The organism is Streptomyces sp. NBC_01210 (assembly GCF_036010325.1).
Lineage (GTDB): Bacteria > Actinomycetota > Actinomycetes > Streptomycetales > Streptomycetaceae > Streptomyces.
In genome coordinates this window covers 628065-644993 of record NZ_CP108549.1, presented here as the reverse complement: position 1 = coordinate 644993, position 16929 = coordinate 628065, and the positions used below count along the sequence as shown (strand labels likewise).

The window sequence follows — 16929 nt, the reverse complement described above, 5'->3', positions numbered from 1 at the left end:
AGGGAGCGTCCGCACCTCGCCCTGGCTCGTCGGGGGCGACGATCGACTGGGTGAGCGGGATCCGGGAGAGCGTGAAGACACCCGAGGACCGCCTTCCCCCGCGATCGGGACCGCCGGGCTGCGGACCGGCGACCGTGAGCCGACAATGGGACAAGGGCGCCCGCCCGACCCACTCGCGACGTCGCGACGGAGTCGGCTGAGAGGAATGTGCGCATGCGCGCAGAGTCGTCATCGGCCGTGCGGAAAGGGTCCTTCACCGCGGTAGCGGTCGCGCTGTTCTGCATTCAGGTCGACTTCTTCGCGCTGAACCTGGCCATCCCCGGAATCGCGGACGAGCTCGGCGTATCGCCTTCGGCCGCCCAGTGGACGCTCTCCGCGTACATGCTCGCTCTCGGCTGCTTCTTCATCGTGGGCGGCAGACTGGGGGACGTCTTCGGGCGGCGGGGCATCCTGCTCGTCGGTATCGCGTTGTTCGCGGCCGGTTCCGTGGGGTGCGCGCTCGCTCCCCAACTGGCGCTGCTGGTGGCCGCCCGGATCGTCCAGGGCATTGGTGCCGCTCTTGTCTTCCCGGTGTCCGTCGCCGTGATCAGCAACGCCTTCCCCCAGGAGAGCCGGGCCCGTGCGCTGGGCGCTGCCTTCGGTATCGCCAACATCGGCACCGCACTGGGCCCGTTCGTGGGCGGCGGCTTCACCGAAGGCCCTGGCTGGCGCTGGATCTTCTGGCTGCTCGCGCTGCTCAGCACCCTGGGGCTCCTTATCGCGGTCGTGTACGTCCCCGACTCACGGGACACCTCGGCGCCCCGCCAGCTCGATCTGATCGGCTGCTGCACCGTCGTGTGCTGTCTGGCCGCTCTCACACTGGCCGTGGAACGCGGCAGCGCCTGGGGCTGGGACAGCGCTCGCACCCTCACGCTCTTCGGGGTTTCCGTGCTGGCGGGCGGGCTCTTTCTGCTGCGCGAACGGGTGGCCCGGCATCCGCTGGTCGATCTGCGCCTGTTCCGCAACATCCCGTACGTCCTGGTGACCGGTATGGGTACGGTCGCCAACATGGGCTACGCCGTCACGGTCTTCCTGGCGACCCTCTATCTCCAGGGCGTGCGTGGTCTGTCCCCGCTCGTGGCGGGCTTCGTTTTCCTGGCCCCTGCCGTGCTCGTGGCTCTGTCCGGGCCGCTGGGAGCGCGGCTGGCACCGCTGATGCGTCCCACGGCGGTCATGGCCCTCGCCGGAGCGATCGCCGGGACGGGGATGATCGCGCTCAGCAACGTCACGGCATGGTGGCTGTACGTACCCGTGTTCGCCTGGTGCGGGCTCGGCCTCGGGCTGGGCTGGACCTTCTCCAGCGTCGCCACCCAGCAGGTCGTACCGCCCGCCCGAGCGGGCGAGGCGTCCGGTGTTCTGCTGACCTTCCTGGTCACCCTGGGTGCCGTCGCCCTCGCCGGCGCGGCGGCCACGATCACGGCGATGACCCCGGAGCGGCCGCCCGAGGACGCCTACGACGCGATCCTGCGCGTGGGCGGAGCCGTGATCCTGCTGGCGTCCGTCGTCGTCATGGTCGTACGCCACCGGCTCGTCGTCCACGGCAAGGTCCCGGCGCTGTCCATGCACGCGCCCTGGCCGCCCGCGGACGCGGGCCGCAGTACCCGTGAGGCCCGGCCGTGACCGGCACACGCACCACCGAACCGCAGAAGGCACGCCACCGCTCCGCCTGGCGCAATCCAAAGCGGGCGTCGATCGTGCACCGGGCCGTCCGGGTGACCACTGCTGCCAGTGCCGGGTTCTATCCGTTCGTGTACGGGGTGGATCGGCCGGCGACGGCGCTGTACGCCCTCTTCGGGCCGGTGGCGCTCGGAATACTGTCACCGATCCCCGGGTCCGGGCGGCAGCGGGCCGCCGTGATGCTGCGCGCGCTGCCGGTAGGCCTGGTGCTGGTCGCGCTGGGGACGGTACTGGCCGTAAGCACCTGGGCGGCGGTCTTCGGGATGCTGGTCGTCGGATTCGTTCTCTCCTTCGCCGCGGTGGCGGGGCCCCGCCCGGCCGGAGCGGCCCCCGGGCTTCAGCTCTTCTACATCCTGGCCTGCTTCCCGCCCTACGATCCGGACGCTCTCGGGTCCCGGCTGGCGGGCCTCACCCTGGGTGTGCTGCTGCTTGTCGCCTGCGAGCGCTTCCTGCTGCCCGAGCCGCCGACCGTCTCCTACCGGGAAAGCCTCGCGGACGCTGTCGCGATCGCGGGCCGTGCCGCCGCCGCGGCAGTCACGGCCCAGCCCCCTGAGGCGGGCGCCGTTGCGGCGGACCGGCTGCGGGCGGCCGGCCGACAGTTGCGGCTTTCCCAACTTCCGCCCGCCGAACGGCCCGCCGGTGCCGGGCGTGTGGACCGGGCCCTGGCACAGGCGGGTGCCGCCGCCCGTCGACTGCTGGACCAACTGGCGCACTTGGGCGACACCCCAGCGACCGGCGGCACCGCCAACACCACCGCCACGACCGGCCGGGGCGCGGGCGCCGAATCGGGCGCCGACGCGGACGCTGCGTCGGCCGATCTCCTCGGCCGCATCGCGGCACTCTGCGCCGCCACCGCCACAGCCCTGCGCACCGGCCGGTCGCCTCCACAGCCCGGGCCCCCGGCCCTGGAATCGGCGATACGGGACTTCCAGGCGCTGCGTGTCACGCAGGCGACCGGACCGCCGGAGGCCGTGCCCCCCGTGCCGCTGCTGCGACGCCAGGCCTCGGTCCTGGCCACTGCCGAGTCGGCGAGGGTTCTCGAGGCCGCCGTACGGGTCGGCCTGGACGGCAGGCGCACGCCGCCGATCCAGCCGCGCGAATTCTTCTGGTACGCCGACGCGCGTACCCCCCTCCTGTGGTGGCGGCGCCTCGCCGGCAATATGACGCTGCGTTCGGTCCAGTTCCAGAACGCCGCCCGGACCGCTATCGGGCTGGGCGCTGCCCGGCTGGTGGCAGGCTCCCTGGATCTGTCCCACGGCTTCTGGGTGCTGCTCGCCGTGCTCACTCTCAGCCGCACCACTGCCGCGGGCACGTGGAAGGCCGTGCGGCCGGCGCTGATCGGCACCCTCGTCGGCGCGGTCGCGGCGGGCACCCTGCTGCTCGTCGTCGGTCGGCACACCGATGCGTACGCGCCGGTCCTCGCCCCCGCCATGCTGGCCGCGTTCGCGCTCGGGCCGCTGCTCGGGATCGCCTGGGCGCAGGGCCTGTTCACGCTGGTGGTCGCAGCGGCGTTCGCCCAGATCGCCCCCGCCTCCTGGCAGCTGGCCGAGAACAGGATCGTGGATGTCGTCACGGGCAGTGCGATCGGTCTGCTGTGCGGTCTGCTCGCCTGGCCGGCCGGAGCCCGGCGCGAGGTGCGAAAAACCATGGCAGCCCTGCTGCACTCTTCCGGCCCGCTGATCACCGGGACCGTCGGGGCGCTCCTGTCCACGCCGCCGGGAGCAGCGCCGTTGCCGCCCACGCTGCCCGTCCTGCACCGAATGCGACTCGCCGAGTCCGCGTACCTCCAGTACCGGAGCGAACCGAGTGATCCGTCGGCCGTGCCCATGGACTGGCAGGCCGTGCTCATCACGGCGAACCACATCCTGCTCGGCGCCCAATGGATGCCCCGATTCGATCTGCCCGCGGTCACCGTCACACCGGAGGCCGCCGCATGGGCTCGTACGGCGGCCGACCGGCTCGTCCTGGCCGTCGACCGGGTCGCGGCGCTCAGCGCCGGGGAGAGACCGGCGCCTGTGCTCCCGGCGTACCGCCCGCCTCCAGAGGTGACGGGCGGCCCACCCCTGCCCATGCTGATCGACCTCGAGCGCTGGCTCAGCAGCCTCACCGCACAACTCGACCGCATCGAGAGCTCGATGGGCGCCCCTGGCGAAAGCGGCGGTCAGACGAAGTTGGCCTTGGCGCGCCGCAGCAATGGAGGCCGAGGACGCGATGGTCGATGAGGTCGAAACGGGACTAGGAGTTCTTCCAGCAGCTCCAGCGCGAACTCGCCGCCGAGAGGGGCCCGCGAGCGGCCTGCTCGTCTCCGCCTGCCAGGACAACCAGGTGGCCTCCGACGGCCCGGTCAACGGCAGGTTCACCGAGGTCCTGCTGAAGGTCCGGGACAACGGGTCGTTCAGCGGCGGATACCGCGCGTTCGACCGCGACATCCTGCGTCGTATGCCGGCGGACCAGAGCCCGAGTGAGACTCAGGGCTGGGGCCGGGCGGCGCTGAAGTGGGAGCCTCAATCGGGGTATTCGGAAGGATGACAGCTGAAGCGACTCATTGACTTCGCCCGCCGACGCTGATTCAGTGGCTCATCCACTGAGCCACTGAATTGCGAAGGAGGGACGACATGGAGGCGCTGCCCCGCGAGACCATCGTCGATGTCCTCGAGACCCGGCTGCGCGAGGACATCCTCGCCGGGCGGCATCCGGCGGGAAGCTATCTGCCGCCGGAACGCCAACTCGCCGACGGATACGGCGTCACCCGTACCACCCTCAAGCACGCCTTCGGCCGGCTCGTCCAGGCCGGACTGCTGGAGACGCGGCACGGAGTGGGCACACGGGTACGCGACTATGCGCGGCTCGGCGGGGCCGATCTGCTGCCCATGCTGGTACGGCACAGTCCCGACTGGATAGGCGAGATCTTCGAAGTGCGGCGCAGCATCGGTGCGTTGATCGCCGAGCGGGCAGCAGTCCGCGCCACCGAAGAGCACCGGGCCGAGCTGCGTGCCCTGCTGGCGGCGGTGCGGATGGCCGACGGCGGGGACGCGGTGCAGCTCGCCGACGTCGAGGTGCACCGGGCGCTGGCCCGCGCCACCGGGAATCGCGTGTACGTGCTGCTGACCAACACTCTCTTCAACGCCTATCTGCCGGTGCGGGCCGCCCTCGTGGGCCCTTTCACCAGCCCCGATGCCGCACACGCCAGGCTGGAACCCGTGGTCGAAGCCGTGGCGGCAGGTGACGAGAGCGCCGCGCGGCGAGCCGCGGAGACCTATCTGACAGCAACGGAGCGGATCATGCTGGAGGGCCTCGTATGAGTACACGTACGCGCAGCGGAACCAGGGGCACCGCGTTCCGGGAGACCATGCTCGGCACGGTCAGGCTCGAGGGGGAGGAGCGGGCCCGCGCCGTCCGACTCGAACTGAGCGCCGCGGCGGATCGCGTGCTGCGCCCCCGTGGCACGACCGAGGCGCGGATCACCGGTCGGATACGCATCGCCGGATGGGCCGACGACCCTTGTGCCGAGGGCGAGTTGGAGATATCACCGCTGGCCGGACGGCGCATCCGCTACCGGATCTTCTTCACGGCCGGCGATCGCCGACTCACCTTCGACGGCTGGAAGTCCGTGACGCCGCGCAGGCCGCTGAGGTCGATGACCGTGCTGCCGTTCACGCTGTACGAGGAGGGAGAACAGGCCGGCGAAGGCACGCTTCGCTTCCCCGTGACGACGGGGCTCGTGCCCTTCCTCGCGAGCTTCCGTTTCCCGCGGCAGGAGGACGCGGGTGCGCACCTGGCGCCGCGCTGGAACGGCGAGCCGGGTCGCACCGAAGTCTGGTACACGACCTTGACCGACCCGGCGACCGGCACCGGGCTGTGGCTGCACCATGAGCTCACCGCGCCCGCGGACGGATCCGAGGCGTTCGCCCACGGCTGGGCCGCGGTGTTCCCCAAGGACGGTCCGGTACGGCACGCCCGCTTCGGCCCCGCGAAATGGACCGGGACCGGGGACGGGTTCACCGCGGACGGCGTGTCTGCCGGGCCCGGACGGCTCTCCGGCTCGGCGGGCGCATTGCGCTGGGATCTGGCCGAACACGCCGATGGAACACCGCTGTTCACCTTCCCTCGCTGGTCCTGGCGCCGACCTCTGCTGCCGGCCGTACAGATGCTGCCGGCCGCGCGGGCCTCGTACGGCGGGACATTCTCGTACGAGAACACGACCCTGACCCCGGTCGGCGCGCCCGGAGCCTCCGCCCGGATCTACGGCCACGGCAACGCGCGCCGCTGGGCCTGGCTGCACGCGGATCTCGGCGCGGGCGATGTGCTGGAGATCGTGGCCGCGGTCTCCATGCGGCCCGGACTGCGCAGGCTGCCACCGCTGGTCTTTCTGCGGCTGCGCAGGGGTGGCCGTACCTGGCCGCGGCGGGCCGAGCGCACGGCGGTCGGCTGGGCCGGATTCGGGCGGTTCCGCTCCGCCATCGGGTTGCCCACCTGGACGGTGGCCGGACGCGCGGGCCTGCGCCGCATCCGCGTCGAGGTCACTCAGCCCGAGGACCGCACGCTCGCGCTCGACTACACCGACCCCGACGGCTCTCACGCGATCTGCCGCAACAGTGAAAGCGCCGACGCGCACATCCTGTTGCAGCGCTGGTGGGGCGGCTGGCGCACCGAGGCCGAGTGGACCTTGGCGGGCACGGCGCACGCGGAGGTGGGCACGCGATGAGGCTCGACGGTCTCGTGGCCGCGCTCATCGCCGACGACGGCACCGAGGACTGGCCCGCCCGGGTCCCCGGCAGGCTGGAAGCCGTCATCGGCTCGATGCCCTCGCCGGCCCGTGCCGGGGTACGGGCGGCGGCGGGCGCCGTCGACGCGTATGCCGTGGTACGGACCGGACGCAGGCTCGCCGCTCTCACCGCCGCGGAGCGAGAGACGGTGCTCGGCGCCCTCGGTGCGCGCCCCGCACTCCTGCCCCTCCTCGACGTACTCAAGGTGCCGGTCCTGCTTGCTGCCGGAACCGAGCGCATGCTCGAACACGGCCCTCGCGCACCTGCGTCGGCGCGCGAGGATCCACCGCTCGACTGCACGCCGTCCCTCGACTGGCCGGCGCGCTCCACCGCCGACGCCGTGGTCATCGGCTCCGGCGCGGGCGGCGCCATGGCCGCACGGACCCTGGCCCGGGCGGGTCTCCGCGTCGTCGTACTCGAAGAAGGGCAGCACCACTCCACGGCGTCCTTCGGGCGGCGCACCCCGCTCGACCGATTCGCCGAGCTCTACCGGGACGGCGGGGCCACTGTCGCCGTGGGCAGTCCACCGCTGCTGCTTCCTGTGGGCCGGGCGGTCGGCGGTACGACGGTCGTCAACTCCGGGACCTGCTACCGCACTCCGGACCATGTCCTGGCGCGCTGGACGGGCGACTTCGGGTTCTCGCTCGCCGAGCGCTTCGGCCCGTACCTCGACGAGGTCGAACGCACGCTGCGGGTGGCCACCCAGCCGCTGGACGTACTCGGCAACAACGGCCGGCTCGCGCTCGCCGGGGCCGAACGCCTCGGCTGGCGGGCCGCGCCCCTGCGTCGCAACGCGACCGGCTGCAAGGGATCCTGCCAGTGCGTGGTGGGCTGCCCGACCGGCGCCAAACAGAGCGTGCAGCTGTCGGTCCTGCCCGATGCCTGCGCCGCAGGAGCCCGCATCGTCACCGGCGCGCAGGCCCGGCGCGTCCTGGTCGACGCCGGCCGTCCTGGCGGCCCGCGCGCGGCGGGCGTCCTCGTACGACGGGAGAACGGCGGCGAATTCGAGATCCTTGCCCCGCTGATCGTCGTCGCCGCAGGTGCCCTGCAGTCCCCGCCCCTGCTGCGCCGCTCGGGCCTCGGCCGGCATCCGAGGCTCGGCCGCAACCTCAGCGTCCACCCGGCGACCAGCGTCGCCGGCCGCTTCGCCGAGCCGGTCACCGCCTGGGAGGGAGTGCTGCAGAGCGTCGGTGTGGAGGAGCTGCACGGCGACGGTGTACTGATCGAGGCCACCGCGACCCCGCCGGGCATGGGCTCCTTCGTACTGCCGGGGCTGGGCAGCGAGTTGCGGCGCGAACTGGAGAGCGCCGACCGGCTCGCCACGCTCGGAGCGATGATCGCCGACCGTCCGTCCGGGCGCGTACTGGGCCGGGAGCGAACACTGCTCCGCTACGACCTGGACCGGCGCGACGGGGACCGTTTGATGCGTGCCGTACGCGCCATGGGGCAACTCCTCTTCGCGGCGGGCGCGGAGGAGGTCCTCACCGGCATCCCCACCGCGCCCCGCGTCCGCACCCTGTCCGAACTGGACGAGACCCTCGCACACGTGGGCCCGCGCCGGCTGCACCTCTCCGCGTACCACCCCACGGGCACGGTGTCCGCAGGCGCCGACGCGCAGCGCTTCCCGGCCGACCCCGCCGGGCGGCTGCGCGGCGTGCACGGAGTGCTGATCGCGGACGGCGCGGTGCTGCCGGGCTGCCCCGAGGTCAATCCGCAGCTGAGCATCATGGCCGCGGCGCTGGCGGTCGCCGAGGGCCACCTGGAGGGGTGACGGGCCGCCCCCGTCGTGCAGCTGCTTCGGGTCGCTTCTGCGAGCGTCGTGTGCCCTGACGGTTGCCCACCGCCGGCCTGCATCCCGCAGCAAGGGGCGGGACGGATGCCTGGAGATGCCCCTCCGCCGGGCCCACTGCGCTTGTGCCGGTGCCGGTCAGGGCGGATTCTGGAGGCAATGAACCGGGCTGGTGTGGCGCCATGAGCGCGTGGAGCGCGGCAAAAACTGCCGATTTCCGTGGCCCGCTCGACGTCGCGAGGGCTGCCACGGTGGTACTCGATGCCCAGGACGCGGTCATCGGATGGAGCCGCGCAGCCGAGGTTCTCCTCGGATACCCGCAGAACGAGATCGTCGGACGGCCGCTGGACACGTTCCTTTCGCCCCGGCAGGCCTCCGACAGCACTGCGGATCAGGAGTCCGCCCTGGCCTCGGGCACCCCGCTGAGCGGGAGTGAGGTCCGCGTCGCAAGGCACCGGGACGGCCGCAGTCTGCTGGTGGCAACCTTGGTCTGTCCCCTGCCCGGCGCCGGTGCGGCGGCTCGTGTGCTCGTCGCGGCCGAACTGGAGCAGCTACGGCTGTGGGAATCCCGGCTGGCCCTGCTGCACGGCCTGGCCACCCAGTCGCCCGTCGGGCTGGGCATCTATGACACCGATCTGCGCCTGACGTGGTGCAACGCCGCATACGAACGGGAGATCGGGCTGCCGTTCGCCGAGTTCCGCGGCCTGCGGGCCGATGAGATGTACTCCGAGGGCAGGTTTGTGACCAAGGGGTACCCGGACACTCTCGACGCCGTCATGCACCACGTACTCGACACCGGCGAGCCGATCGTCGACCTGCACTTCCGCGGTGAGCCGCCCAGCGACCCCGGAAAGGAACACCTCTGGTCATGCTCCTACTACCGGTTGCAGGACGCCGACGGGCATGTATTCGGATTGTGCGAGGACGCGTTCGACATCACCGACCGCTACGAGGCCCAGCGGCGGCTGGCCCTGCTTGTCGAGGCCGGCCGCGCAGTCGGCACGGCCCTCGATGTGATCGTCACTGCCGAGGAGATCACCGAGGTGGCGGTCCCGGAGTTCGCCGACAGCGTCACGGTCGACCTGGTGAGGGAGGTACTGGAGGGCGAGGTGCCGGCCGCCGGCAGCCGGGAGGCACCTGCTCTCGTACGGGCCGCCTCCCGCTCCGCCCCGGCGACGAGCGGGCCGGGCGGTTCCGGCGATCGGGGCGATCCGGAGGAGCCGCGTCAGTCTTCGCCTGTCGCCTACCCGCCTGGTTCGCCGCAGTACCGCGCCCTCTCCTCCGGCGGGCTCACGCTGGTGGACGACACCTTGGTTGTGCCGTTGCGGGCAGGGGGCGACACGCTGGGACTCATCACTTTCCTCCGCAGTGCCCCGTTGGCCACGTTCGAGAGCGGCGAGGTCGCACTCGCCGACGAGCTGGCGGCCCGTACGGCGGTGTGCATCGACAACGCCCGGCGCTTCACCCGTGAACGCACGGCCTCACTCGCCCTGCAGCGCCACCTTCTGCCGCAACATCTGCCGAAGCCGTCGGCGGTCGACCTGGCGCATCGCTATCTGCCTACGGACAACCTGACAGGGGTCGGCGGCGACTGGTTCGACGTCATCGCGCTTTCCGGAACCCGGGTGGGACTCGTCGTCGGGGATGTGGTCGGCCACGGCCTGCAGGCCGCGGCCACCATGGGACGGCTGCGCACCACCGTACGCGCGCTCGCACAGCTGGACCTGGCCCCGGACGAACTGCTCATGAGACTCGACAATCTGGTGGGCACGGCGGCGGAGGAACAGTCGGAAGCACTCGGCACGCCCGCCACTCATGAGGACGACGCCACCGGGGCGACCTGTCTCTACGTGGTCTACGATCCGGTCTCGCGGCGCTGCAGCATGGCCCGGGCGGGGCACCTGCCGCCGGTGGTGGTGGACCCCGACGGCCGCGTGTCCTTCCCGGATCTGCCGGCCGGGCCGCCGCTGGGGCTCGGCGGCCTGCCGTTCGAGTCCATGGAGATCGAGCTGCCGGTGGGCAGCCTGTTGGCCCTCTTCACCGACGGCCTGGTCGAAACCCGCGACCGCGACGTCGATCAGGGGCTCGACAACCTGGGACGGGTGCTCGGCGACCTCGGCGGGACACTGGATGAACTGTGCGACCGCGTAATGTCGGGACTCCTGCCGGACGGTACGACAGAAGACGACGCGGCACTGCTGATCGTCCGTACCCGTGAACTCGACGCCGGGCAGGTGGCCGAATGGGAGCTGCCCGCCGAACCGGTCGCAGTGGGCCATGCCCGGGAGCTGGCCACCGGACAACTTCACGAATGGGGCCTGGAAGAGCTGTCGTTCTCGACCGAGCTCGTCGTCAGCGAGCTGGTCACCAATGCGATCCGGCATGCGGAGGGCCCGTTGCGTCTGCGTCTCATCCGTGATCGCACGCTCGTATGCGAGGTCGCGGACACCGGCCACACCTCGCCACACCTGCGCCACAGTGCGGAGGACGACGAGGGCGGGCGGGGGCTGTTCATCGTCGCGCAGCTTGTTCACCGATGGGGCACGCGTTACACCGAGTCCGGGAAGACCATCTGGACGGAACAGACGTTTCCTTCGGAGGGATGAGGGGCCGGGCGGGGCTGTTGCACCGTACAGTCGCCCCGCCCGAGAAGGGGCGGGGCGACTGCTGTGTGGTTGCGCGGCCGGGCACCACGCCCGGTGGACAACGGCGGGCGGGCAGCCCTGTCAGGCATGTCAGCCCAGCGCCACCGTGAACACATGGATGTTCTGGTTGTCCGGCAGTGTCACGCTCCTGATGGTCTTGCCGGAGGGCGCGTGGAAGGGCTTGGTGGCAAAGATGTAGGCGTCCACCACGTCCTTGTCGCCGCCGCTGACATTGCGGTACGGGGTCCTGGCGATGGTCTCGTTACCGTACTGGACCGTGCCGCCCCCGCCGCCGACCGTCCAGTCGGTGAAGGACAGATCGGCTGTGCCCGAACTGCCGTCGGTGTACGTCACCTTCGCCGTCGCCGCCTGGTTGCCGTTGACCGCGCTGCCGACGAAGGAGAGCGCGGCCGGCGTGCCGGCGAGGTCGATCGTCTGGCCGGTGGCCGAGGCGTTGTCGGGGCGGGCCACTGGTGATGCGGGCCAGGTGAACTCAAGGCCCTGTGTGGTGCCCTTGGCGCCCGGCGCGAGTCCGGCGCCGGTGAGTGCCTGGCGCGAGTAGCTCCAGCCGCCGCCGTCGTAGTCGGCTTCGTCGTGCTCGCCCGCATCGTCGGAGGCGCCGGCGTTGTTGTACGCGGCGAGCAGACTGCCGGGCTTCGCGACAGTGAGCGTGACCGGCTGCCTCACCGCCAGGCCACCGTCACTCGTGACGGCCACCTCGGCATCGTAGAAGCCTTCCGCCGTCCGCTCTCCTGCCGTCAGCTTGATCTCGGCGGTTCCTTCCGGCCCCACCGTGCCGGAGGGGGGTGAGGCGGTGAGTCCGGCCGGCGCGGTGACCTTGAAGTCCACGTCCGGTCCCTCGCCCGAACTCACCTGTACAGCCGCGACCTTGACGGTCAGTGAGCCGCCGGGAGCGATGGTCCCGGTGGTCGGTCCGACGCCGATCTGGTAAGGCTGCTCGCCGGTGCGGAACGACGGCGGGGCGCTGTCGGCGGCCGAACCCCAGGAGCGGTTGGGCTCCTTGCCGAGGGTGTAGTCGAGGCTCCCGCCACGAGCGACGAGGGAGGCGGGCAGCCATGGCCTGTCGCTCGTCGCGCCGTTGAGCTTCAGCGACTGGACATACGGGGCGTCGGCGGCCGCGCCCGGTGCCCTCACAGTGATGTCACGATGGCCGCGCTCGATCTGGATGCGCGGGAACAGCGGTGACGACAGGACGAGTTCGGCGCGCGATGGCACCTGCGGGTACATGCCCATCGCGGAGAAGACATACCAGGAGGACATGGCGCCGAGGTCGTCGTTGCCTGGAATGCCCTCGGGCGCGGTGGACCACAGTTTCCGCATCGCGGCCCGTACGGTCTCCTGCGTCTTGTACGGCTGGCCTGCGTACGCGTACAGGTAGGGCACGTTGATGGACGGTTCGTTGTCCATCTCGGACTTGTCGCCGCCGCTGCCGGTGAAGGCCCAGCTGCCGTCGGAGTTGTGGAAGAAGGAGTCCAGGCGCTTTACGGCCTGTTCCTTGCCGCCCATCGCCGCGAAGAGACCCGCGGCATTGTGCGGGACCATCCAGGTGTACTGGGCCGCGGTGCCCTCGACGAAGCCATTGCCCGTGGCCGGTGTGAAGCCGGTGACCCAGCTGCCGTCGGACTTGCGGTTGGCGATGTATCCGCCGGTCGGGTCGGCGGCGGCGTTGAAGTTGTTCTGCCACCACTGGGCACGCTCGGCGAACGTCCTGGCCGTCTTCTTCCTGCCTGCTGCGGTGGCGAGCTGGGAGAGGGCGAAGTCGGCGCCGGAGATCTCCAGCGTCTCGGCCGCGCCGCCCCAGGCATTCGAGACGGACGGCATGTAGTGGCTGGCCAGGTACTTGTCGAGGGACGGCCGCTGCCCCACCGACAGGATCGGCTTTCCGGCCGGGCTGAGGTCCTTCTCGGTCGGTACGGTCGCCGCCTTGACCAGCGAGTCCAGTGCTCCTCCCAGGTCGAAGCCGTCGCCGCCGAAGGCGTGGATGCCGGCGAGGGCGGCGGGCGACGGGTCTCCGTTCATGACGTGCGTACCTCCGGTGTTGTGGATCCACCGGTCCCACAGGCCGCCGTTCTGGCGGGCGAGGTTGTACAGCGACTGGGCGATGTCCGAGCCGGTGTGCGGCTTGATGAGCGTCAGCAGCTGGAGCTGCGAGCGGTAGACGTCCCAGCCCGAGAAGGTGCCGTACTGGGCCTTCTGCCTGCCTCCTACCGTGTGGACCTTGCCGTCGCTGCCCGCGTACCGCCCGTCAAAGTCATTGACGACGTTGGGGTGCAGGAGGGCGTGGTAGAGCGCGGTGTAGAACGTCGTGCGGTCGGTGTCGGCGCCGCCACCGACGCGGATGGCGGAGAGTTCGCGACGCCAGGCGTCGTGCGCGGCACGCCGTACGTCGTCGAAGGAGCGGACCGGCGGGTTCTCGGCGGCGAGATTGGCCTCGGCGCCCTTCTGGTCGACATAGGAGATCGCCACCTTCACGCCGACGGGGTCCTTGCCGGGCGCGAACTGAACGTATCCGCCCGAGCTCTTGCCCGCGACAGGGCGGCCGTCGGTGCCGAAGCCGCCCGTCCCGCCGTCGGCCGTGGTGACGCCCGGCTTCAACTCGCCGTCCTTCCAGGTCCCGTGGGACGTGAAGGCGCGGTCGAAGGTGGCGGTGAAGTGGACCGTGTAGTAGCTGCGGCGCCCCTCGGGATCGAGGTATCCGCAGAAGTTGCCGCTGGTGACCGAGCCGGAGACGGTGCGGCGCTGCGGATCGATGTCGATCCGCGCGTCCGTGGAGCCGACCTCGGAGTTGGCGCTGCGGATGAGGAGCGAGGCCGCCTTGTCCTCGGGGAAGGTGAAGCGGCCGGAGCCGGTACGGGTGGTGGCGGTCAGGTCGGCGGTGACGCCGGACTTCAGCGCGACCTTGTAGTGGCCGGGTTCGGCGGTTTCGTCGGCGTGGCTGAAGTCGGATGCGTACACCGCGTCCTTGGTGTCCGCGGCCGGGGAGGAGGTGACCTCGCCCGCGTACGGGAAGAACGGGATGTCGCCGGAGCCGCCCGCGCAGCCGGTGCCGGACATATGGGTCAGGCTGAAGCCGCGGATGCGAGTGGCGTCGTACTGATAACCGCCCGGAGCGGCAGTGCGGTTGGCGTTTCCGCGGGTGTTCTCGGGACTCCAGGAGAGCATCCCCTGCGGGAGAACGGCGCCGGGAAAGGTGTTGCCGCCGTTCCTGCTGCCGATCAGCGGGTTGACGTAGGCGGTCGGATCACTGACGAGGGGCGATGCCGTGTCCGCCGCCGCGGGAGCGGCGAGCGCGGGCACGGTGAGCCCCACGGTCAGCGCCACGGCCGCGAAGGCGGCCGGGAGCTTCAAGGGCATGGCGGTCCTGCCTTGTCGGAAGGGCCACGCACGACGGGTCGAACAAGCCGGAGGGGACCGTACCGCACATCCCACGCATCCCGTAAGGGCACCCTCGCCCCGTGTACTCAACACGCTGAGCCCCCGCTTCCGAACACCCTTGACGACACTGTGCGGTTGGCGCTCTACTGATCGGCATCTCCCGATTGACAACGTTGTCGCGCTGCGGCGGGTCGAACAAGCCCAAGCCCGTCCAAGGTCGGCAACACAGAGGGGCGCGTCATGAAGTGGCCCTCACCCGCCACGACGCCGAGCGCTGACCGGGCGCTCGGCCGGTTGCTGGTGCCGTCGCTGGAACCGGAATCGCGATGGAGCAGAGAGCCCCTGCCGAATTCCTCGGCAGGGGCTCCCGGTTGCTGGTGCCGGACGTCAGGCCACTGCGCCCCCGCCGTGTGCCAGCGGCCACTCCCGGTGCAGGCTGCCCAGGGGGATGCGGTGCTGGAACACGGGCGTACCGAAGATGGACAACTGCAGCTGCAGCCATCCCGTCAGATCCACCCCGCCGTAGATCTTCCAGCTTCCCGCGACGGTTCCCGGTGTCGCGACAGCGGTGGCCTCGCCTCGCAGGTAGGGGGCGAGATCGGCGGTGACGCCGACCGCGCCGTACAGGCCGACCGTGGCCTCGGCGCCGAGGGCGGCCTTCACGTTGCCGGCCGCGGTCACCTTCGCCCGTACCGGGGTACCGGTCATGTCGGAGGTACTGACAGGCTTCCATCCGCCCGACTTCGAGTAGCTGCCGCCGATCCGGAATCCACCCTTGAGGTCCTGCTTGATGTCGACGGTGACGGTGCCGTCCGCGGCCACCTGGGCGTACGCCGTGAGGTCGAGATTCACCACCACCGGTACGGGCCCGACCTGGATCACGGGATCGGCGTGCAGCTTGGCGAACGGAATCCGTACCGGCTTGCCGCCCGCGACGGCTTTGCCCTTCAGCTGCCACTGCGACGTCCAGTCACCGCTCAGTCCCAGGAAGGCGGCGTCCGGTGTGAGGACGGAGGACCCGTCGTACGAGAACTCGACCGCGGGTGCCAGCTGCACATAGCCGGCGACCGACGCCGCGCCCGCCACGGGAACGCCTTCGGTGACCGGCAGCGGAACCGACGCGCCGACATCGATCCGCAGGCTTCCGAGCGGCAACTTCGCGCCCTGGGGGCCGACATGGATGTTCCCGGCCTTCGCCCAGGAGACCTTTACTCCCTGGACCAGCGGCTCGACGTCGACGGTCGCCGGATCGACCGGGACCGTGCCCTGCGCCTTGTCGTCACCGAGCAGCGCGCTGAGCTTCGCGGGCTCGGTCCTGACTTCGGTGCCCTTGTCGGTCTTTCCGGCCACGTCGGTGACCTTGGCGAGCAGCCCGTCGGGCGCTCCGGGTGCGGGACCGCTGGCGATGACGTCGCCGACGGCGGGAGTGTTCTTGGCGGGTGTTGCCCCTGAAGGGGCCTTCTCCGCACTGGATATGACAGCCCGTCGACTGACGCGGTCGTAGGAGGCGACCTTCAGCGGCGACTTCTTCGCCTTCCCGCTGCCGCCTGCCCGCGCGACGGCGGTCGGCTTCCCCTCGGGCACCCCGGCCACGGCAAGCTGCCGCGAGGGGCTGGGGTCAGGGTTCGCGATGCTGGTGGGGTGCTGGGCGCCGGCGGCCGCGGCGGGTGGTGTCCCGGTTCCGGCCGAACAGCCGGTTGCGAGCAGGGAAATGGAGGCCAGAGTCAGTAAAACGACATGTCTGGCAGGGAGCTTACGCACGTAGGAATCCTCGGAGCGTGTGTTGGGGGAGACGCGCAACAGGGGAAGGACTCGCCTGTACCGGCGGGTAGCAACTGGCCGTACGATCCCACACGCATCAGGGCCACAGCGGAGATTGCTGGGAATCCAGGGGATAAATTGGATCACATCGCTGCCCCGCGAACTGCCGTGCGCACGAAGGCCACTTCGGGCGGTGCGGGAACGACGACATCCCGCTCGATCGGCCGGAGAGCGAATGGAATCGCGTCATCTGCGGTCGCTAGAGTGGACAGGGTACATCCGTACCCCCCAACAACCCTTGATGTAACGGCAGTTGTGTAGTTCGCGCTTGCCGATGAGGATGCTGCCCGGGCTGACGAAGCGCCGGAAAACCTGTGGCGGACCCCGCCCGATCTCGATAACACCGATTCCAACCGCCAGGAGCCGATCTTGCTCCGCGAGGCCCCGGTGCACATGATCGAGGAGTACGCCCGGCACAACGGCCACGCCGACTTTCTGCGCGGGCGGATCGACGGAAGAGTGGGTCAGTGGGCGTCGGGCCGGTTCGGCGCCCCCGACGGGAACCAGCCACACCACGGAGACCGCCGCACCGTTCTCGAGCACGCTCGAGGCACAGTCGTCGTCGAAGCGGACCGGGTCCGCCGCCGGCGCCCGCTTCGCGCCAGTCTGCCACAAACCTGCTGCGGCCCTGGCGTCGGCCGGACCGCTGTGGAACAGGGCGGGCGCCCGGTCGCACGAGACCAGAGCTGCGGAACACACGTAGAAGCCCGCACGCGGCGCCCGCCTTCCCTAGGGTGGAAGTGACGGGTCCCAGATGCGTGACGAGGTGGGTGTGCCTCCTCGGAGGGCGGCTCGC

The 16929-nt window shown here is 70.9% G+C and carries 9 protein-coding genes and 1 pseudogene; 8 read left to right on the top strand and 2 right to left on the bottom strand.

Going from position 1 to position 16929, the window contains the following annotated elements; genetic code table 11:
* Window positions 1-213: 213 nt before the first annotated feature.
* From OG735_RS02905 to OG735_RS02875, 7 genes are all read left to right on the top strand, one after another.
* Window positions 214-1659 (top strand): MFS transporter, encoded by a 1446-nt coding sequence (locus OG735_RS02905; protein ID WP_327321537.1) that lies wholly within the window; start codon window positions 214-216, stop codon window positions 1657-1659.
* Window positions 1660-1751: 92 nt separating this feature from the next.
* Entirely contained in the window at window positions 1752-3938 is a 2187-nt protein-coding gene (locus OG735_RS02900; RefSeq protein WP_327328187.1) for an FUSC family protein, read from the top strand.
* Window positions 3939-4041: 103 nt separating this feature from the next.
* The gene (locus OG735_RS02895) at window positions 4042-4245 is read left to right on the top strand and encodes a hypothetical protein (protein WP_327321536.1); all 204 of its coding nucleotides are present in this window, start codon (window positions 4042-4044) and stop codon (window positions 4243-4245) included.
* Window positions 4246-4331: 86 nt separating this feature from the next.
* Window positions 4332-5018 carry a FadR/GntR family transcriptional regulator gene (locus tag OG735_RS02890; RefSeq protein WP_327321535.1) on the top strand — a complete coding sequence of 229 codons (687 nt, stop codon included), beginning with the start codon at window positions 4332-4334 and terminating at the stop codon, window positions 5016-5018.
* Window positions 5015-6421 (top strand): hypothetical protein, encoded by a 1407-nt coding sequence (locus OG735_RS02885; RefSeq protein WP_327321534.1) that lies wholly within the window; start codon window positions 5015-5017, stop codon window positions 6419-6421. The genes OG735_RS02890 and OG735_RS02885 overlap by 4 nt, the downstream gene beginning before the upstream one ends.
* Window positions 6418-8253 (top strand): GMC family oxidoreductase, encoded by a 1836-nt coding sequence (locus OG735_RS02880; protein WP_327321533.1) that lies wholly within the window; start codon window positions 6418-6420, stop codon window positions 8251-8253. Before OG735_RS02885 ends, OG735_RS02880 begins: the two co-directional genes overlap by 4 nt.
* 200 nt (window positions 8254-8453) lie before the next feature.
* A complete protein-coding gene (locus OG735_RS02875) occupies window positions 8454-10877 on the top strand; it encodes a SpoIIE family protein phosphatase (protein WP_327321532.1) in 2424 nt (807 codons plus the stop codon).
* A gap of 129 nt (window positions 10878-11006) precedes the next feature.
* On the opposite strand, the gene OG735_RS02870 is transcribed toward OG735_RS02875, so the two are convergent.
* Together OG735_RS02870 and OG735_RS02865 are read right to left on the bottom strand one after the other, a co-directional pair.
* On the bottom strand, window positions 11007-14291 hold the full coding sequence (locus OG735_RS02870) for a GH92 family glycosyl hydrolase (RefSeq protein ID WP_327321531.1): 3285 nt from the start codon (window positions 14289-14291) through the stop codon (window positions 11007-11009).
* Between the two features lie 408 nt (window positions 14292-14699).
* Window positions 14700-16073: a hypothetical protein gene (locus OG735_RS02865; protein ID WP_327321530.1), complete on the bottom strand. Its 1374-nt coding sequence runs from the start codon at window positions 16071-16073 to the stop codon at window positions 14700-14702.
* Between the two features lie 387 nt (window positions 16074-16460).
* Between OG735_RS02865 and OG735_RS02860 the strand changes: the two are divergent.
* A pseudogene (locus OG735_RS02860) lies at window positions 16461-16601 on the top strand (mycothiol transferase); the annotation flags it as partial.
* Window positions 16602-16929 lie beyond the last annotated feature (328 nt).

What these genes read in the sequence shown, in the direction of transcription:
- OG735_RS02875 (WP_327321532.1), top strand. Translation starts at nt 8,454, where the DNA reads ATGAGCGCGTGGAGCGCGGCAAAAACTGCCGATTTCCGTGGCCCGCTC.
- OG735_RS02870 (WP_327321531.1), bottom strand. Translation starts at nt 14,291, where the DNA reads ATGCCCTTGAAGCTCCCGGCCGCCTTCGCGGCCGTGGCGCTGACCGTG.
- OG735_RS02885 (WP_327321534.1), top strand. Translation starts at nt 5,015, where the DNA reads ATGAGTACACGTACGCGCAGCGGAACCAGGGGCACCGCGTTCCGGGAG.
- OG735_RS02890 (WP_327321535.1), top strand. Translation starts at nt 4,332, where the DNA reads ATGGAGGCGCTGCCCCGCGAGACCATCGTCGATGTCCTCGAGACCCGG.
- OG735_RS02905 (WP_327321537.1), top strand. Translation starts at nt 214, where the DNA reads ATGCGCGCAGAGTCGTCATCGGCCGTGCGGAAAGGGTCCTTCACCGCG.
- OG735_RS02880 (WP_327321533.1), top strand. Translation starts at nt 6,418, where the DNA reads ATGAGGCTCGACGGTCTCGTGGCCGCGCTCATCGCCGACGACGGCACC.